This is a genomic window from Halorubrum kocurii JCM 14978 (assembly GCF_000337355.1).
Classification (GTDB): Archaea; Halobacteriota; Halobacteria; order Halobacteriales; family Haloferacaceae; genus Halorubrum; species Halorubrum kocurii.
Genome location: NZ_AOJH01000105.1, coordinates 38,045 through 56,616, shown reverse-complemented (window position 1 = coordinate 56,616; position 18,572 = coordinate 38,045). Strand labels below are relative to the sequence as shown.

The 18,572-nt window shown below is 69.2% G+C and carries 16 protein-coding genes; 9 read left to right on the top strand and 7 right to left on the bottom strand.

What is annotated here, in order from left to right; genetic code table 11:
* Window positions 1–10: 10 nt before the first annotated feature.
* The gene (locus C468_RS16835; protein ID WP_008850114.1) at window positions 11–946 is read left to right on the top strand and encodes a transcriptional regulator TbsP domain-containing protein; all 936 of its coding nucleotides are present in this window, start codon (window positions 11–13) and stop codon (window positions 944–946) included.
* A gap of 17 nt (window positions 947–963) precedes the next feature.
* On the opposite strand, the gene C468_RS16830 is transcribed toward C468_RS16835, so the two are convergent.
* Window positions 964–2,484: an aldehyde dehydrogenase family protein gene (locus C468_RS16830; RefSeq protein ID WP_008850113.1), complete on the bottom strand. Its 1,521-nt coding sequence runs from the start codon at window positions 2,482–2,484 to the stop codon at window positions 964–966.
* An 89-nt stretch (window positions 2,485–2,573) separates the two neighbouring features.
* Between C468_RS16830 and C468_RS16825 the strand changes: the two genes are divergently transcribed.
* A complete protein-coding gene (locus C468_RS16825; protein ID WP_008850112.1) occupies window positions 2,574–3,311 on the top strand; it encodes a helix-turn-helix domain-containing protein in 738 nt (245 codons plus the stop codon).
* Between the two features lie 31 nt (window positions 3,312–3,342).
* On the opposite strand, the gene C468_RS16820 is transcribed toward C468_RS16825, so the two are convergent.
* The gene (locus C468_RS16820) at window positions 3,343–4,215 is read right to left on the bottom strand and encodes a proline dehydrogenase family protein (RefSeq protein WP_008850111.1); all 873 of its coding nucleotides are present in this window, start codon (window positions 4,213–4,215) and stop codon (window positions 3,343–3,345) included.
* 181 nt (window positions 4,216–4,396) lie between these two features.
* Between C468_RS16820 and C468_RS16815 the strand changes: the two genes are divergently transcribed.
* The 6 genes from C468_RS16815 to C468_RS16790 are packed head-to-tail and all read left to right on the top strand — an operon-like array spanning window position 4,397 to window position 10,360.
* The gene (locus tag C468_RS16815) at window positions 4,397–5,704 is read left to right on the top strand and encodes an ABC transporter substrate-binding protein (protein ID WP_049912331.1); all 1,308 of its coding nucleotides are present in this window, start codon (window positions 4,397–4,399) and stop codon (window positions 5,702–5,704) included.
* 9 nt (window positions 5,705–5,713) lie between these two features.
* Window positions 5,714–6,673: a branched-chain amino acid ABC transporter permease gene (locus tag C468_RS16810; protein ID WP_008850109.1), complete on the top strand. Its 960-nt coding sequence runs from the start codon at window positions 5,714–5,716 to the stop codon at window positions 6,671–6,673.
* Window positions 6,670–7,851, top strand: coding sequence for a branched-chain amino acid ABC transporter permease (locus C468_RS16805; protein WP_008850108.1), 1,182 nt, complete (start codon window positions 6,670–6,672; stop codon window positions 7,849–7,851). Before C468_RS16810 ends, C468_RS16805 begins: the two co-directional genes overlap by 4 nt.
* Window positions 7,844–8,632, top strand: a complete 789-nt coding sequence (locus C468_RS16800; protein WP_049912343.1) for an ABC transporter ATP-binding protein — start codon at window positions 7,844–7,846, stop codon at window positions 8,630–8,632. Before C468_RS16805 ends, C468_RS16800 begins: the two co-directional genes overlap by 8 nt.
* The gene (locus C468_RS16795; protein WP_008850106.1) at window positions 8,629–9,378 is read left to right on the top strand and encodes an ABC transporter ATP-binding protein; all 750 of its coding nucleotides are present in this window, start codon (window positions 8,629–8,631) and stop codon (window positions 9,376–9,378) included. Before C468_RS16800 ends, C468_RS16795 begins: the two co-directional genes overlap by 4 nt.
* Before the next feature lie 46 nt (window positions 9,379–9,424).
* Window positions 9,425–10,360, top strand: a complete 936-nt coding sequence (locus C468_RS16790) for a DMT family transporter (protein ID WP_049912329.1) — start codon at window positions 9,425–9,427, stop codon at window positions 10,358–10,360.
* A 31-nt stretch (window positions 10,361–10,391) separates the two neighbouring features.
* Here C468_RS16790 and C468_RS16785 read toward each other — a convergent pair whose 3' ends face one another.
* On the bottom strand, window positions 10,392–11,189 hold the full coding sequence (locus C468_RS16785; RefSeq protein WP_008850104.1) for an RIO1 family regulatory kinase/ATPase domain-containing protein: 798 nt from the start codon (window positions 11,187–11,189) through the stop codon (window positions 10,392–10,394).
* Window positions 11,190–11,294: 105 nt separating this feature from the next.
* Between C468_RS16785 and C468_RS16780 the strand changes: the two genes are divergently transcribed.
* On the top strand, window positions 11,295–12,440 hold the full coding sequence (locus C468_RS16780; RefSeq protein WP_008850103.1) for an acyl-CoA dehydrogenase family protein: 1,146 nt from the start codon (window positions 11,295–11,297) through the stop codon (window positions 12,438–12,440).
* Between the two features lie 21 nt (window positions 12,441–12,461).
* On the opposite strand, the gene C468_RS16775 is transcribed toward C468_RS16780, so the two are convergent.
* The 4 genes from C468_RS16775 to glpA form a co-directional block, all read right to left on the bottom strand.
* Entirely contained in the window at window positions 12,462–13,511 is a 1,050-nt protein-coding gene (locus C468_RS16775) for a hypothetical protein (RefSeq protein WP_008850102.1), read from the bottom strand.
* A gap of 104 nt (window positions 13,512–13,615) precedes the next feature.
* Window positions 13,616–15,007 (bottom strand): anaerobic glycerol-3-phosphate dehydrogenase subunit C, encoded by a 1,392-nt coding sequence (locus C468_RS16770; RefSeq protein ID WP_008850101.1) that lies wholly within the window; start codon window positions 15,005–15,007, stop codon window positions 13,616–13,618.
* Entirely contained in the window at window positions 15,004–16,383 is a 1,380-nt protein-coding gene (gene glpB, locus C468_RS16765; protein ID WP_008850100.1) for a glycerol-3-phosphate dehydrogenase subunit GlpB, read from the bottom strand. The genes C468_RS16770 and glpB overlap by 4 nt, the downstream gene beginning before the upstream one ends.
* On the bottom strand, window positions 16,383–18,152 hold the full coding sequence (gene glpA, locus C468_RS16760) for an anaerobic glycerol-3-phosphate dehydrogenase subunit GlpA (protein ID WP_008850099.1): 1,770 nt from the start codon (window positions 18,150–18,152) through the stop codon (window positions 16,383–16,385). Before glpA ends, glpB begins: the two co-directional genes overlap by 1 nt.
* Window positions 18,153–18,572: the final 420 nt, after the last annotated feature.

The window sequence follows — 18,572 nt, the reverse complement described above, 5'->3', positions numbered from 1 at the left end:
AGTCTGAGCAGTGGCGTCTCCCTCACCACCGACCCTCCCGCTCGCGGACGGGCCGACCGCGCTCGGGTCGTTCACGGATCCGATCGCCGTCGACCCCGACCCCCGACTTCTTGCGGCACTCGCCGCCGCGTACCGGGAGGCCGCGCTCGAGGCCGTCGACCCCGGTCTCGACGCGCTGCGGGCCGCCGCCCGCGCGGAGGGGGATCCGCTGTCGCCGGTCGCCGACCTCCCGACGCTGACGGTGCTGGCGAGCGACCGCGCGGTCGACGCGCTCACCGACCGGTTCCGTCCGGCGGGCCGGCTCGCGGCGCTCGTCGAGGCGGGGGCTTGGGACCTGCGAACGCTCGCCGAACCGCAGCCGAACGCCGTTCTCGCGGGGCGCTCCGACGGCTGCGTGCTCGTCGGGGCCGCCGGCGAGCGAGACGGCGACCGGGGGCACGAGGCGGAGCGCGACGGCGACGGCGCGCACGGCACGTGGTGCCGGATCGGCGCCGACACGACGCTCCGCGAGCGCTACGACGGCCTCCTCGCGGAGGGCGAGGCGGTTCGCCTCCGCACCCCGAGCCGGCACCGGCTGTACGGGGCGCTCAGCGAGCGCTGCGGGGACGCGGTCGCGGACGAGGCCGTGCGGCTCCTCGACGTTAACCGCGACGCCGGCGGCGACCCCCTCGACCGCGGCGGGGCGCGCGTCCGGACCTACGCCGCCGGTGCGCGGCGCGGCGCCCTCGACCGCGACCTGCGCCGCGCCTGCGAGGACGCCGGGATCGGGAGCTCGGCGACGTTCACACGGATAAAACGGGACCTCACCGACGCCGGGCTCGTCGAGACGGAGCCGGTCTCGCAGCCGGTGGGGCGACCGCGCCAGCGGCTCGTCCCGCGGGGCGCGCTGGCGGACGGATCGTCGCCGAGCGAGGCGGTCGCGGCGCTTCGAAAAACGGGTATATAAACCGACGGCCGGGGTGCCTACTCGTCCTTCGTCTTGATGTCCGCCGAGAGGCCCTGCGCCATCTCGATCTCCTTCGAGTTGTTCAGGGTCCACGCGGTGCGGTCGGTGACCGCTTCGATGGCCTCCCGGGCGGAGGGGTAGCCGTTGCCGGACTTCTTGACGCCGCCGAAGGGGAGCTGGACCTCCGCGCCGATACAGGGGAGGTTCCCGTACGCCAGCCCGAGCTCGGCGTGGTCGCGGTAGTAGTTGATCTGGCGGTAGTCCTCAGAGACGATGGCGCCGGCGAGCCCGTACTCGGTGTCGTTCTGAAGCTCGACGGCGCGCTCGATGTCGCCGTCGTACTCCAGGAGCGCGACGTGCGGTCCGAACACCTCCTCGTGGGTGCAGCGGAGGTCCTCGTCGGGGTCGGCCTCGTAGACGAACGGCCCGATCCAGTGGCCGTCCTCGTGGCCGTCGGGAATCTCGTCGGCGTCGAGGTCGGTGCGGTCGACGAGGACGTTCACGCCCTCCTTGCGGGCGAGCTCGTTGTACTCCGCGACCTTCTCGTGGTGCTCCGCTTCGATGAGCGGCCCCATGAACGTGTCCTCCCGGAGCGGGTCGCCGACGGCGACGTCCGCGGCGATCTCGACGAACCGCTCTTTGAACTCGTCGTACACGTCGGTGTGGACGATCAGGCGTTCGGAGGAGACGCAGCGCTGGCCCGTCGTCTTAAACGAGGACATCACCGCGGAGTGGACCGCCGTGTCGAGGTCCGCCTCCTCGGTGACGACGATCGCGTTCTTGCCGCCCATCTCGCAGGCGGCGCGCTTGCCGGCGACGCCGCCGAGCTTGTCCTGGATCAGGTGACCGACCTCGGCCGACCCGGTGAAGATGACTGTCTCGACGTCGTCGTGCTCGACGATCGCGTTGCCGGCGTCGCCGAACCCCTGTACCATGTTGAACACGCCGTCCGGGATCCCGGCGTCGTCGAACATCTCCGCGATGATCTGCGCGCACCACGGAGTCTGCTCGGCGGGCTTGAACACGACGGTGTTGCCCTCCACCAGCGCGATGGCCATGTGCCAGTAGGGGATCGCGACGGGGAAGTTCCACGGGGTGATACAGCCGGTGACGCCGCGCGGCTTCCGGCGCATGTACGCGTCTTTAGCGGGGATCTCGGAGGGGACGATGTCTCCCTTCGGGTGTCGCGCGTCGCCCGCGGCCCACTCGACCATGTGCGCGGCCTCGACCACGTCGGCCTTTCCCTCGGAGATCTCCTTCCCGCACTCCTTCGTGACGATCTCGCCGAGCTCGTCCGTCCGCTCGCGCAGCTCGTGGTACACGTCCCAGAGGTACTCCGCGCGCTGGACCCGGGAGAGCTCGCGCCACTCCTCGAACGCCGCGTCCGCGGCGTCGACCGCCGCGTCCACGTCGCCCGGCGTCCCGCGCTCGAAGGTGCCGAGCGCCTCGCCGGTCGCCGGGTTCTCGCTCTCGAAGGTCTCCGAGCCCGCGCCCGAGACCCACTCGCCGTCGATGTAGTGTTTGTACGCGTCCGACATGGGCGGTCGTTTCCGCCGTCCCGTCCAAATATCCCACCCGACCATGGTCGGCAGGCTCTTTGTGATGCGGTGCCACAGGAAGGGTAACGATGGCAATCACCGACCCGGGCGGCGCCGAGGAGTGGTCCGGCACCCGGCTCACGCTCGACCTGTGGCACCCGAACTGCTGGGCGATCGAGGCGACCGGCCAGACCGACGGCGGCGTCCTCGCCCACGCGATCTACAACTCACCGAAGGCGAACGCCGAGACGCCGAACTCGGTGAACGGGCTGTTCACCGCCTTCGCGGACACGAACGAGGAGGTCGAGGAGCTGCTCGACGCGATCCGCGCGTCCGACCGCGCGGGCGACCTCCTCGAACTACAGGAGCGGTTCGGGCGCGCCCGCGACGCGCCGGGGAACGTCGTGCGCGAGTTCTTCCTGGAGTACGACCCCGCGGACATGATGTGTCCGACGCTCCTCGAACACGGGTTCGTCCACAGCGCTCCCGTCCGTATCGAGGACGGCCGCGAGGAGTGGCAGGTGTGTTTCGTCGGCGAGCGCACGGAGATCCGGGAGTCGCTCGACGCGGTGCAGGAGAGCGCGGGCGCGGAGGTGACCGTGCAGTCGATGTCGTCGTCGGGGCAGCCGGGGCAGTCGCCCCGCGGACAGCGGCTCGACACGCTCACCACGACCCAGCGGGAGGTGTACGAGCACGCCCGCGAGGCGGGGTACTACGAGTGGCCGCGAGAGGCGTCGACGCGCGATCTGGCCGACGACCTCGACGTCTCGAAGACGACGCTGCTCGAACACCTCCGGAAGGCGGAGTCGAAGCTGCTGGACCCGTGACCGGCGATCGCCGCTCTCGGACCAGAACCACTCAGTTCCCGACGATCGCTCGCAGCGCGAACAGCGCGTTCGACTTGCGCTCCCGGATCCGCCGGTAGAAGTACGAGAACCACTTGGAGCCGTACGGAATGTACTGGTACACCTCGGCGTCCACGTCGGGGTCACCGGCCAGCTCGAACTGCGCCGACTCCCGGACGCCCGTCAGCATCTGCACCTCGTAGGGCGTCCCGTGCTCGGCGTGGAGCTCGCCCGCGTACTCGATCATCGCGGGGTCGTGGCTCCCGACGGCGACCCCGTCGTCGAACGCCTCGAACATGTACGCGAGGCAGTCGCGGTACGACTCGTCGACGCGAGCCTTCTCCGTGTACGATAACGCCGGGGGCTCGTCGTACGCCCCCTTCACGAGCCGGACCTTCCCGGGCAGGTCCGCGAGCCGCTCGAGGTCCTCGCGCGTGCGCCTCAGGTTCGCCTGCACGCAGACGCCGACGTTCCCGTCGGTCTCGAGCGCGTGGCGCTCGAAGGCGTCGAGCGTCACGTCGGTGGTCTCGTGGTCCTCCATGTCGATCCAGACGAACGTGCCGGTCCCGTCCGGACCGGTCGCCGCGGGGGCGTTGGCCGCCTCGACGATGCGCGCGAGGTTCTCTTCGAAGACGTCGTCACCGATGTCGAGGCCGATCTGGCTCGACTTCACGGAGACGCAGGCGTCGACCCCTCGGTCGGCGATCGCCTCGACGAGGTCGACGTACGCGTCCGCGTCCGCGTCGGCGGGGGGTCGCTCCTCGTAGTGTTCGCCGAGGAGATTCAGGATGCCGGTCACGCCCCGCTCGTTGAGAGACTCGACGTGCGCGAGCGCCGCCGCCGGCGTCTCGCCGGCGACAAAGTTGCTCGCGATGGGCGGAATCATATGATCAACGGAGTACCCGACGGTCATATAAGGGCACCCGACCAATTATTTCGCGTATTACTTGTAGATAAAATCCGTAAGCGCAAATATTGCGCCACGTGGGGGGTGATATCCGTCTCCACCGACCATGGACGGGTAGGGTTTCAGATACCCATACGTCGACGGAGACTACAGGTTACATATGTCACGAGATAGCATGGACATGACCGACCGGAGAACGCTACTGAAACTGACCGGCGGAGCGGGCCTCGTCTCGCTCGCGGGATGTCTCAGCACCACCGACGACGGCGACGACGGAAGCGACGGCGACGACGGAAGTGACGGCGACGACGGAAGTGACGGCGACGACGGAAGCGACGGCGACGATTCGACGGAGACCTACGAGATCGGGATGGTCGACTCACAGACCGGCTCGCTGTCGTCGTTCGGCGAGCGAAATCAGCGCGGCGTCGAACTCGCCTTACAGCATGTCAACGATATCGGCATCGGCGGCCGTGAACTCGAGATCTCCGTCGAGGACTCCGAGAGCGAGAACCAGGGTGGCATCGCCGCCGCACAGAAGCTCGTCAATCAGGACGGCGTCCCGTTCCTCATCGGCGCGGTCGGATCGGGCGTCTCGCTGGCCATCTACGAGAGCGTCGTCGAGGGGTCTGACGTGGTCCAGCTCAGTCAGAACTCCACGGGGCTCGAGCTCACGAACTTCCCGGGGCTGCTCAGGATGTCGCCGTCGGGGCTCAGCCAGGCGAACGCGCTCGCGGACCTCATCGCCGAGGACGGCTACGACGAGGTTGCGCTCACCTACGTGAACAACGACTACGGGCAGAGCCTCGCCGACGCGTTCGTCGACGCGTGGGAGGGCGACCTCGCGTATGAGAACTCACACGATGGGGACCAGTCGTCGTACTCCGGCGTCATCTCGGAGATGGACAGCTCCGACGCGGAGGCGTGGCTGTTCATCACCTACCAGGCGGAGTTCGCGACGATGGTCAACGAAGTGTTCTCGTCCGGATACGAGGCGCAGTTCTACGGCGCCGACTCCGTCTCCGGCGACGACGTGCTGGAGAACACTCCCGAGGGGAGCATGAATGGCATGAAAATCGTCGTGCCGTCCGCGCCGGTCGAAGAGGAAAACTATCAGTCGTTCGCGTCCGCCTTCGAGGACGAGTACGACCGAACACCGACCTCCTGGGCGGCGTACGCCTACGACTGCGTCATCAACGCCGCGCTCGCGATCCAGGCGGCCGACGAGTTCACCGGGGAGGCGCTCCAGGACACCGTGCGGCGCGTCTCCGGTCCCGACGGCGAGGAGGTGACCTCCTTCGAGGCCGCCAGCGAGATCCTCGTGGACGGCGGCGGCCCGGACGACGTCGACTACCAGGGCGTCAGCGGCCCCATCGACTTCGACGAGAACGGGGACCCGATCGGGTTCCTCCAGGTGCAAGAGGTCCAAGATCACGACTACGAAGGCATCGACTTCATCGAAGGCTGATCCCGACAGATGACCGTCCTCGGATACCTAGCGAACGGGCTGGTCTTCAGTAGCATCATCGTCCTCGGCAGCATCGGGCTGTCGCTGGTGTACAGCATCGCCGACTTCGCGAACTTCGCGCACGGCGACACGATGACCATCGGCGCGTACACGGCGCTCGTGACGTTCGGCGCCGTCGGCGGGCTCGGCGGCGCGGTGTTGGGGCTGCCGTACGGTTTCTTCCTCGCCTTAGTCGTGGGGATCGCCGTCGCGGCGGTCGTCGCGGTCGGCACCGAGAAGCTCATCTACGAGCCGCTCGACGTCGACTCGATCGGGCTGTTGATCACGTCGATCGGGATCGCGTTCATCTACCGCGCGGTGATCCAGATCCGGTTCGGCTCTGACTTCACCCGGTTCGGTATCCAGTCGCTGCGCCCGATCGAGACGCTCATCCCGTACGGTGTCCGAGTGACGCTTCACGACGTGGCGATCGTCGCCTCGGCGGTCGTCCTCGTCGCCGGACTACACGTCCTGTTGCAGTACACCGACCTCGGCCGGAAGATGCGCGCGATGGCCGACAACCCCGACCTCGCGCGGGTCAGCGGTATCCGAACGAAGCGGGTCAAGCTGTGGACGTGGGTCATCGGCGCCGGGCTCGCCGGCGCGGGGGGCGTGTTCCTCGGGCTGTTCAACCAGCTCTCGCCGCGGATGGGATTCAACCTCCTGTTGATCATCTTCGCGGCGGTGATCCTCGGCGGAATCGGCTCCGTCTACGGCGCGATGGCGGGCGGCTTCCTCATCGGCATGATAACCCAATTAACGCCGTTCTTCTCCAACGTCGTCGAGGCGCTACCGATCGGGCAGGGGTGGCTCGCGACCCTGCTCGAGAATCTGATAACCCTCGAGTACGCGAACGCGATCGCGTTCGTGATCATGGTCGTCGTGCTGTTGGTTCGCCCCAACGGGATCGCCGGGGAGGGGGCAACATGAGCCTCCTCGCCGACCCGAAAGCGGCGTTCGCCGACCTGACTCGTCCGGAAAGGTGGGTGCTCGGCGTCAGCGTCGCGTTCATGCTGTTCCTCCTCGGGGCGCTGCTCACTGGCGCGCTCGGGCCGACGTACTTCCTGTTCCTCGTCGGGCTCGCCGGGATGTACGCGCTGTTGTCCTTCGGGCTCAACGCCCAGTGGGGGTTCACCGGCCTGATCAACTTCAGCGTCGCCGCGTTCTTCGGGATCGGCGCGTACGGGTCCGCGCTGATGACCGCCGAGAGCTCGCCGATTGCGGGCGGGTTCAACCCGCTCGTCGGGCTCGTCGTCGCGCTCGTCGTCGCGCTCGTGTTAGCGCTGCTCATCGGCATCCCGACGCTCCGGCTCCGGGCCGACTACCTCGCCATCGCCTCGCTCGGACTGGCGGAGGTCGTCCGGCTGGTCGTGCTCAACGAGCGCTGGCTGACGAACGGGAGCGCCGGCGTGCGCGGGATTCCGAGCTTTTTCAAGGGGTGGCCGGTGCTCTCGACGTTCCCGGAGACGATGCCGGGACTCCGGCTGGTTGTGATCCCCGGCTCGCCGATCATCCTCGGGACGTCGTTCTGGGAGGCGCTGCTGAACGTCCTACTCGTGCTCACGTTCGCCGGCGTGACGTTCTTGATGCTGCGGCGGGCGCACCAGTCGCCGTGGGGGCGCGTGCTGCGCACTATCCGGTCCGACGAGGACCTCGCGCGGGCGCTCGGGAAGAACACCTACTCGTTCAAGATGCAGTCGTTCATCCTCGGGAGCCTGATCATGGCACTGGCGGGCGTGTTCTACACCCACCTGAACCTCTACGTCGGGCCGGGCGACCTCGACCCGATCACGACGTTCTACGCGTGGGTCGCCGTGATTCTGGGCGGCAGCGGCTCCAACCGCGGGGCGCTGTTCGGCGGCATCGTGATCGTCACCATCCGCGAGGGGACGCGGTTCCTGAACGACTTCGCGATCCCGATCGATCCGGCACCGATGCGGCTGCTGTTGATCGGGATCGTGATCGTCGCCGTGATGCGCTACCGGCCGCAGGGGGTCCTCCCGCCCCAGCGGGAGCTGATCTGGCCGAGCGCGGTCGACGGGGGCGGAACGACCGAGACGCCGGACAGCGGCGTCCGCGAACAGAAAGGGGGTGGTGGCGATGAGTGAGGGCGCGCTCCCCAAGGAGGACGCCGTCCTCCGCGTCGACGACCTCCAGAAGTCGTTCGGCGGCCTCGCCGCGACCGACCACGCGACTTTCGCGGTCGAGCGCGGCACGATCACCGGGCTCATCGGCCCCAACGGGGCCGGGAAGTCGACGCTGTTCAACCTCATCTCCGGCTTCTACGAGCCGGACGGCGGGACCGTCGAGGTGAACGGGACCGACGTGACCGGGATGGAGCCGTACGAGGTGGCCGAGCACGGCCTCATCCGGACGTTCCAGACCCCTCGCAAGCTGGAGGGGATGACCGTCCGCGAGGCGATGCTCGTCGGCCCGCGGAACCAGCCCGGCGAGTCGTTCGTCAAGCTGTTCGCCACGCCGGGGGCGGTTTCGGAGAGCGAGTCGGCGAACCTCGCCGACGCGGAGCGGATCTTAGAGGACTTCGAGATCGATCACCTCGCGACCCAGCCCGCGACGGACATCTCCGGCGGCCAGATGAAGCTCGTCGAGCTCGCGCGGGCGATGCTCGCCGAGCCGGAGGTGCTGCTGCTCGACGAGCCAGTCGCGGGGGTGAACCCGACGCTGGCCAAGAAGCTCAAAGACCAGATCCGGCGGCTCAACGAGCAGGGGACGACGTTCCTGCTGATCGAACACGACATGGAGTTCGTGATGGACCTGGCGGACCCGATCGTCGTCTTGGACCAAGGGAGCGTCCTGACGGAGGGGACGCCGGACGGCGTCCGGAGCGACGATCGCGTCATCGAGGCGTACCTCGGAGGCGGCACATGAGCGACGACACCACTCGGCCCGAAGAGGCCACCGACGGAGCCGGTCCCGTGCTCTCGCTGTCGGGCGTCGACAGCGGGTACGGCGAGGTGCAGGTGCTCGACGACTGCTCGGTCCGGCTCGACCCGGGCGAGATCGTCTGTCTCGTCGGCCCCAACGGGGCCGGGAAGTCGACGGTGCTCAAGACGGCGTTCGGGATGTTGACGCCGTGGACGGGGACCGTCGAGTACCACGGCCGCGACATCGGCGGGATGGCGCCCGAGGAGATCGTCCGCGAGGGGATCGGCTACGTCCCCCAGACCGACAACGTGTTCGGCTCGCTGACAATCGACGAGAACCTCCGGATGGGCGGCGTCGCCCGCGACGGCGGCCTCGAAGAGGTGATCGAGACGCTGTACGACCGGTTCCCGATCATCGACGAGAAGCGCGGCTCGAAGGCCAAGACGCTCTCGGGCGGCCAGCGCCAGGTGCTGGCGTTCGCCCGGGCGTTGGTGATGGAGCCCGACGTGCTGCTCATCGACGAGCCGTCCGCGGGGCTCGCGCCCAACACGGCCGACGACGTGTTCGAGGACGTGCAGGAGGTCAACGACATGGACACCGCGATCCTGATGGTCGAACAGAACGTGACGAAGGGGCTCGGCATCTCCGACCGGGGCTACGTCCTCGATCAGGGGACGGTCCGCTTCGAGGGCACGCCGGAGGAGCTCCTCAACGACGAGGAGGTCTCCCAGCTGTACCTCGGCGGCTGAGTCCCCGGGCGTTTCTTCCTTCCTTCCGTCCTCCTCACATCCCCGCATGTCATCAGGTATCGGTCGATACGCGTTTGCGCTCGCGCCCCTCGCAGCCGCGGCGCTGTGGGGCGGCATGTACGTCGTCAGCAAGTGGGGGTTCGACCTGATCCCGCCCGTGACGCTCGGCTTCCTCCGGGTCGCGGTCGGCGCCGGCGCGCTCTGGCTCGCGGTCGCCGGGCGTGGCGGTCCCGCGCCCTCCCGAAGCGAGTGGCCGACCTTCGTCGCGCTCGGTGGCTGGGTGACCGTGACGATCGCGACCCAGTTCGTCGGCACGGAGCTGACGAACGCCAGCCAGGGGTCGCTGCTGACGGTTCTCACGCCCGTGTTCACCGTTCTGCTCGGCGCGGCCGTGCTCGGCGAGCGGGTCACGACCGCGAAAGCGGGCGGGATGACCGTCGCCGGCGTCGGGACCGCGGTCGTCGTCGCCGGGCAGTACGACCTGGGGTCGATGGCCGCGGGCAACGCCCTCGGCGTGGCGCTGCTCCTCGTCGGTAGCGCGACGTGGGCCGGCTACACCGTCTGGGGGCTGCGCGCGGTCAGGCGACACGGGGCGCTGCGGGCGGCGACGTACTCCTCGCTGGCCAGCCTCCCGATGCTCGGCGCCCTCGCGGCCGGCGAGCTGTGGTACCTCGGTCTCTCGCCGGCCGACCTCCCGCTGACCGCCGAGTCGGTCGCGGCCGTGCTGTACCTCGGACTGGGGGCGACGGCGGCGGCCTGGTACCTCTGGTACAAGGGCTTGGAGTACGTGCCGGCGGGGACGGTGGCCGTCTTCTTCTTCGCGCAGCCCGCGGTCGGCGCGGCGCTCGGGGCCGCGCTGCTCGGCGAGTCGCTCGGATCGGGATTCGTGGTCGGCGGCGCGCTGATGACCGTCGGCATTTGGACCGTGAGCCGCGACCGCGCGGAGACGGCCGACGGGGCATCGGACGCGGCCACGGAGTGAGCGCGAGCGCGGTCGCCCCGACCCGGTTCCCTCAGGCCGCCCGCTTCTCCAGTTCGCCGGTGAGCCCGGCGGCGTCGAACTCGTGGTCGGGCCGGATGGCGACGAAGTCGAGGAACTGCCGTGCCGCCAGAATCTCGTCGGTGGAGTAGCTGTCGAGCGCGGCCTCGACGGCGTCGGCGGCGCCGATCAGGGGCTCCAGCGCGGCGAGCGCGCTCGCGATGTCGTACGACCGCGCGGACGCGCGGCCCTCCTCGCTCACGCTCGTCGCGTCGATGACGTAGAGGTCGCCGTCGCGCACGAGCACGTTCTCGGCGCGGAGGTCGCCGTGGGCGAGCCCGGCGTCGTGGATCGTCCGGAGTGTGGCGAAGAGCGCCGGGGCGAGCGCGGCCACGTCCCCGGCGTCGAGCTCGTCGAGCGCCCGGAACTCGGGGAGGTACTCTAACACGACGACGCCGAGGTCGCCGACCTCCAGCGCCTCGATCGGCTCCGGCGCGTTGACGCCGATCTCGCGGACCCGTCGCGTCGCCTCCAGCTCGTGGCGCGCCATCTCGTAGGGGGTCTCGTAGCGCTCGAAGAACCCCTCGGTGCCCGCGGAGAACGCCCCGAGGTTCCGCCCGGTCGTGAACAGCGCGTGGACCAGCGTGTTCTGGCGGGTGATCACCTTCACGAACAGGTCGTCGTCGATCACCATCGGCGTCGACAGCCAGTTGTCGGCGTCGAGGAAGCGCACCCGCATCTCGTCGCGGTCGTACCGGTCCGCCAGCTCGCGGACGACCCGCTCGATGTCGGGCCAGTCCACGCGGCCGCGCACGAGCCGGCGAAGCTCCATGGGCGGTTTGAGGCGACCGCGCCTGATAAATGGTCACGTCGGTGCCGGCGCGGATCGTTAACGGTCGTTCGTTCCGTTTATGACGACGCGTCGCAATTCTTGCGCATGGACTTCGAGCTGCCCGCGGAACACCGGATGATCCGCGACACCGTGCGGGAGTTTTGCGAGGAGGAGATCCGGCCGATCGCACAGGAGATCGAGGACGAGCACCGGTTCCCCGACGAGGTGTTCGCCGACCTCAGCGACCTCGACGTGATGGGCGTGCCCGTCTCCGAGGAGTACGGCGGGCTCGGCGGGGACCAGCTCATGTACGCGCTGGTCACCGAGGAGCTGGGCCGCGTCTCCGGTGGGATCGGGCTCTCTTACGCCGCCCACACCTCGCTGGGCGCGAAGCCGATCGAGCTGTTCGGGACGGCGGAGCAGAAGGAGGAGTGGCTCCGGCCGCTCGCGGCGGGCGGCGAACTCGGCGCGTGGGCGCTCACGGAGCCCGGCAGCGGCTCCGACGCCTCGGACATGGACACGACCGCCGAGCACGACGCCGACGCGGGCGAGTACGTGCTGAACGGCACCAAGCAGTTCATCACGAACGCGAGCGTCGCCAACAGCGTCCTCGTGAAGGCCGTCACCGACGCCGACGCTGGGTACGACGGGATCTCGACGTTCATCGTCGACCCCGACGACGACGGGTTCGAGGTGACGACGGTCTGGGACAAGATGGGGCTCAACTGCTCGCCCACCTGCGAGATCGCGCTGGACGACGTGCGGATCCCCGAGGACCGGCTGCTCGGCGAGGAGGGCGACGGCTGGACGCAGACGATGAAGACGCTCGACGGCGGACGGATCTCCATCGCCGCGCTCTCGGTCGGCCTCGCGCAGGGCGCCTACGAGGCCGCCAAGGAGTACGCCGGCGAGCGAGAGCAGTTCGGGAGACCGATCGCGAAGTTCGACGCGATCCGCGACAAGGTGGTCCACATGCACCGCCAGACGGAGCGCGCCCGCCTGCTGACGCACAAGGCGGCCACGAAGTACGACGCCGGCGAGTCCGTCACGCGGGAGTCCGCGCTGGCGAAGCTCGACGCCAGCGAGGCCGCCCGCGAGGTGGCCGAGGAGGCGGTCCAGACGCTCGGCGGCTACGGCTACACCACCGACTTCGCGCCCCAGCGGTTCTACCGCGACGCGAAGCTGATGGAGATCGGTGAGGGGACGAGCGAGATCCAACACGTCGTGTTGGGGCGCGAACTCGGGTTGTAGACGGAGCGGCTTTCGTCTTTCCTACAGATTTCGCTCGATGTAGCGGTTCAGCGACCGCACCCGATCGGCGTCGAACGTCCAGAGCCCGCGCCAGACCCGCGGCTCCGTCTCGACCGCGAGCATCCCCACGCCGCCGTCTACCCCCCGCTCGAGATCGCTCTCGGGAGTGCCCTCGGTCGGGCTCGGACCCTCCGGAGGCCGGAAGAGGACGAACCACGCGTCGGTGAAGTCGCGGGTGTCGCCCCCGTGGATCACCGCGTCGAGGTCGCGCGGGAGGTCGTCCGGGACGCCGTAGAGGTGGGTGTCCACGCCGGCCCTCGACACGCGCTCGTACACGCTTCGCGTGCCGACCTCGTCGTCGATGCGCGAGAGGCGCTGAAACGACGAGCGGAGCGTCCCGTCGCCGGCCAGCCACGCGGTCCGCTCGATGAACCGCGAGATGGTGATGAGCAGGAGCTTCTGTCGGTTCGACTCGGGATACCCGCGCAGCGTGAAGGTCGTGTCGGTGAGCCCGCTGATCACCGACGGCAGGTCGACGTCGTCGAGCGTCCGAGCCCCGGTGACGTACAGGTCCGAGTTCACGAGCAGCACCGTTTCGCCCAGTTCGTCCAGGGTCGACCCCGCGATTACCCGGTCGCCCTCGACGAGCAGCGCGAGGTTCTCCAGTTCCCCGAGCCTGTCACCGTCGAATGGCACGTCCTCGTGCCGCCGGAGCGCGTCGACGTTGATCGCCGGGCAGTCGTCGTCGGGCTCGGGTCGGTCGGCGGGCTCTCGCGTCACGCTCGCTCCGTTCGGGTCGGTGATCCGATCCGTCGTGAACTCCCGGGTCGTGAGCTCTCCGCCGGGGTCGGAACGACCGCCGTCAGTTTCGCGCTCGTCGGACTCGCCCCCGACCAGTCCGCCCGTATCGCTTGGTCGGTCGATACCTCCCATGGTCTCGTCGACCACGTTCACCGCGTCTTCCCCGAACGTGTCGACGAGCATGTTCAAGACGGGGTCCGGGTCGGTGCGGTTGACGACGATGGACCGATCGGCGCCGTCGAATTGGTCGAGGAACTGTGCGAGCGTCACGTGCTTGGGCTACCAGATATCCGGGAATAAACGTTCCTTCGCGGTTATCTCATCTGAAAATCGGAGCGGAAGAACGAACCGCGGCGAGTCGCAGTCGGGCGGTTCTACGCGACGACGGCGTCCTCAAGCAGCTGAAGCGGGTGCTTGATCTCGTAGCCGGTGCCGTGTTCCATCTGCATCGCGCAGGTCGGACACTCGGTCATTCCCACGTCGCCCTCCGCGTCCTCCATGTGCTCGAACATCTCCGCGCCGATCTTCATCGACTTCTCGTACTTCTCCTCCTTCCAGCCGTAGGTGCCGGAGATGCCCGAACAGGAGTCGCCGACGTCCTCCATGGTGACGCCGTCGACGTCGCGGAACGTCTCGACCGCCTGCCGGGAGAGCCCCTGATTGCGGGCGTGACACGGCGCGTGGTAGGCGTACGACTGCTCGTCGGCGAGCTCGTTCTCGGCCAGTTCGCCTTCGAGGTCCTCGTTGATCCGGAGGTACTCGAGCGCCTCGTAGGTGTGCTCGGAGACGTCTTCGATCCCGTGGATGTCGAACAGCTCGGGGTACTCCTGCCGCAGTGACAGCGAACAGGAGGTACAGGAGGCGATCACGTCGGCGCCGTCGCCGATGGCCTCGACGAGGCTCTCGACGTTCGTCTCCGCGTGCCGCCGCGCGTCAGTCAGCATCCCGTTCGCGAACATCGGCGTGCCCGAACACTTCTGCGGGGGCACCATCACCTCGTAGCCGAAGTGCTCGTACACGCGGACCATCGCCTTGCCGACCTCCGGCGTGTTGAAGTTGGAGTAACAGCCGTGGAAGTACGCCACGCGCTTGTCCGGGTTCTCGACCTGCGCGCCGCCGCGCCCCTTCCACCACTCGCGGAACGTCTCGGTGGCGAACTCGGGGAAGTCGCGCTCCTTCGGGATCCCCATCGTCTTCTCCATCACCCAGCGGACCGGACCGAAGTTCATCGTGAACGAGGCGGTCCGCGGGAAGACGCTCGCCAGCTGGGCCGAGGTGTGGTAGTTCGCTAAGATCCGGTTCCGGACGTACTCCACCGACAGCTTCTCCATCTGCTCTTCGACGAACTGGCCGCGCGCCTCGTTGTGCATCTGCGAGAGCGGCACCGAGGAGGGACAGGCGTCGTCACAGCGCATGCAGTTCGAGCAGGAGGTGATCGACTCGTCGATGTCGTGGTCCTCCTTGCGCTTGAGCCGCCACTGCTCCGGGCCCTGGAACTTCGGCCCCGGGAACTCCTCGTCGACCTCGGCCACCGGACAGGAGGTGTCACAGCTCGTACACTTGTAACAGGAGTCGGCGCCCTCCCGGAGGTCGAGGTCGCCGCCCGGGAACACGTCGACCGGGTCGTAGGCGTCCGGGTCGAGCTCGGGCGCGTCGGTACCGCCGGTCGCGCTCTCGACGCCGCCGTCGGTGGCGGCGCGGTCGTCGCCGCCGCTCGTTCCGTTTGCGTCCGTCGCCTCTCCGTTGTCGTCCGTGTGTCGTGTCATTGGGTTGCCTCCGTCGCCGCCTGTCGTCCCGCCACTATCCCGGTCGCGAGCGACACTCCGCTCGCGGACTTCTCCCTGGCCACGTCCGCGCCGCCGACGACCCCGCCGGCCGCGAAGACGTTGTCGTACGCCGCCTCTCCGTCCGCGTCCAGCGCGCGCCCGTCCTCGCCGATCCGCACGCCGAAGCGCGCGTACGGCTGGTCGCCGAACGCGTCGTCGACGAACCACTCGTAGCGGTCCTCGGGCTGCTCGACGTGGAGCCCGAACGCGGGCTCGCGGACGCCCTCGCGGTCCGAGTCGAGCCCCTTGCCGACGAGCCCGCCGGTCGCCAACACGAACGCGTCGGCGCCGTAGGGCGTCTCGCGCCCCTTCCGGTCGACCGAGACCGTCTCGATCGAGCCGTCAGTCTCGGCCTCGATCCCGACGACCGGGAAGCCGGTCTCGAACCGGACGCCTTCCGCGTCGAGCGCGTCGTACAGCCGGTCCTCCAGCCTGAGTCCGGGGAGGCTCGGCGGGCCCATCGGGATCTCGAACACGTCGGCGCCGAGCCGGTCGGACAGCTCGGCGCGGACCGCGTCACCCTCCTGATCGCCGAGGAACGCCGGGAAGCCGACGCGCCCGACGCGGTCGACGCCGCCCGCCTCGTCGACGACGTCGTGGAGGTGCGGCGCGACCGCCTTCGCCAGCGCCTCGCGGGCCGGGACGCCGTCGATCTCCTCGTCGTGATCGAGCGCCTTCGCGAGCCGGGTGACCTTGGTGTCCGCTCGGAACGCCTCGGCGAACTCCACCTCTGCGCCGGCGACGTCGAACGGCACGCCGGCCGCCTCCAGTCGGCCCGCGAACGCCCGCGCGTCGTACTCGGTCAGCGACCGGAACCCGACGATCAGCGCGGGTCGGCCGTCGCTCGCGATCCCAGCCTCCGCGGCGGCCGGGTACCGCGCGGTCGGCTTCACGCTCCCGCCGAACGTCGGGAGGAGCGCGTTGGTCTCGGTGTGTCCGCCCCGGTACGCGTCGCCGGCCAGGTCGTCGAACAGGGCCAACCCCTCGCGGAGCGCGTCGGCGCCGAGGACCCGGTAGGGGTGCGTCTCGGGGAGCCGGTCGATCGCCTCGAAGGGGTCGGCGAGCGGTCCCTCCGGGTCGGGCCAGTCGTCGCGGTCCAGTTCGCGGCCCGCGGTCGGCGGCCCCTCCCGCAAGGGCTGTGCGGGCTCGGTCGCCGGCACGTAGCCGAGCGCGTCGACGAGCCCGGAGGCCTGCCGGAGCGTGCTCGACTTGTGCGAGACGAGCCGCACGTCGGCGCCCTCGCGGGCCGCCGCGACCGCTGAGGTGATCGCCGCCAGCCCCCCGCCGACGACGAGGACGTCGCTATCGATCGCCATCAGATCCCCCCGTCGGTGGCCGCGTCGTCCCCTGCGCGGCCCCCGTCGGCCGCGGCGGTTCCGGCGTCGCCGCCCTCGTTCGCCCCGGCCGTTCCGGACTCGGACCCGGCGTCGAAGGCGCCGAAGTCGACCTCGCTGTCGAGGCTCGCCGGGTCGCCGTCGCGGTTCATCGTCGTCGCGTGCAGCAGGTGGTTTAACATCGCCTGCGAGAGCTGGCGCCCCCACAGCGCGTGGCGCTGGCCCTTCCAGCGCTCCTGGTACAGCTCGTCTTCCGCGTCACGGACGACCGGCTCCGGGTACTCCTGCGCCAGTTCCGCGGCGATCCGGTGCGAGCAGAACCCCCCCTGACAGTTGCCCATCGACGCGCGGGTGCGCAGGCGGACCGCGTTGAGGTCGCTGCCGGCCTCGCCGATCGCGTCCTGCACCTCGGCGCGGGTGACGCCCTCGCACTCGCAGACCACGGGGTTGGGGTCGTACTCGTCGAGCACGTCGTCCGCGCGCGAGCCGAGCCGCTGGCCCGAGCGCCGCGCGACGGGCGACCGGAGCCCGAACTCGTCCATCAGCTCCTCCATGCGCGCCTCGCTCTCCGACCCCGGCAGCGGCGCCTCGGCGGTGTCGCAGCTCGCGTCGTGGCCGAGCGCGTCGCAGACGTGGTCGCTGATCGACTCGGCCATCATGCGGTAGGTGGTGAGCTTCCCGCCGACGATGGTCGTCATCCCCGGGAGGTCGTCGCGGTCGCCGTGGTCCAAGAGGAAGTAGTCGCGCGTGATGTCGGTCGGGTCCTCGGTGCCGGTTCCCGGCGGTTCGTACAGCGGCCGAACGCCCCAGAACGAGCGGAGCGTCCGGGCGTCTTCGAGCGCCGGGACCAGCTCCGAGAGCGTCTCGATCATCAGGTCGACCTCCCACTCCTCCTCGGGGTAGTCCTCGGGGTCGTCCACCTCCTCGTCGGTCGTGCCGAGGATGCAGGCGGTCTCGTGGGGGACGATGATGTCGGCGTCGCCCTTCGGCCGACAGCGGTTGATCACGGTGTCGACCTGACGGGTGTTCATCACCGTCATCACGCCCTTCGAGGGGCGCACCTCCACGTCGACGCCGGCCATCGCGCCGACGTTGCCCGCCCACGCGCCGGTCGCGTTGACGACGTGGCGCGCGCGGATCTCCTCGGTCGTCCCGGGCTCGCCGTGGACGCGCTTCCCGGGCCCCGTCTCGTGTTCGATCTCGACGCCGACGATCTCGCCGTCCTCGACGAGCACGTCGGTCACCGGGGCGTGCGTCTCGATCCGGGCGCCGTGTTCGCGGGCGTCGGCCGCGTTCGCGACGCAGAGCCGGAAGGGGTCGACCGCGCCGTCCGGCAGCGCGATCGCCTTCTCCACGTCGTGCGCGAGGTACGGCTCGCGTCGGCGGGCCTCCTCGCCGTCGATCACCTCGACCGGGATGTCGCAGGCGCGACACCCCTCCAGCTTCTCTTGGAAGTACTCTTCGGAGTCCTCGGGCCGCTTGACGAACAGCCCGCCGGTCTCCTCGACGCAGTGGCCCGCGATATCGCGGAGCACCATGTTCTCCTCGATGCACTCTCTCGCGCTCTTCTGGTCGGAGACCGCGTACCGCCCCCCGCTGTGTAAGAGCCCGTGCATTCGCCCCGTCGTGCCGTGCGTCAGGTTCCCCTTCTCGACGAGCACCGCGTCGAGCCCCCGCCGCGCGAGGTCCCTGACGACGCCGCACCCCGTCGATCCCCCACCGACGACGACGACGTCCACCTGTTGGTCCATGTCAAACTGCTCGGACCCCGCCCACTTTACTTTACCTCCTGCAGGGAGTCACCCATAACGATCAGGGACGTTCAAGTAGTACAATCGTTGTCGGAGTCGATTAGTTTATATATACCATTTTTCGTTCGCGGTGAGAGCCGGATTTTAACAGGAAGATTATTATGGTAGTACATTATGTTCACGAGTGGCGTGGTAGCTTCCGTGAAGATATGTCGCGGCGGCGGCGACACCGTCACTCCGTCTGCGCCCGCTCCGTCGGCTTTCGGGCCGACTGCGGCGTCGTCGGAGGCTCCCGGCGTGGCCGGGCAGTCGTCGGTCGAGGCGCAACGGGCGGCTCGTTCGGCGAAAGGACGGACACGGCGTCGCGCTCGACGGTCCGGGGGACGACCCGTGCCCCCGGTCGGCGCTCGCCGTCCGATT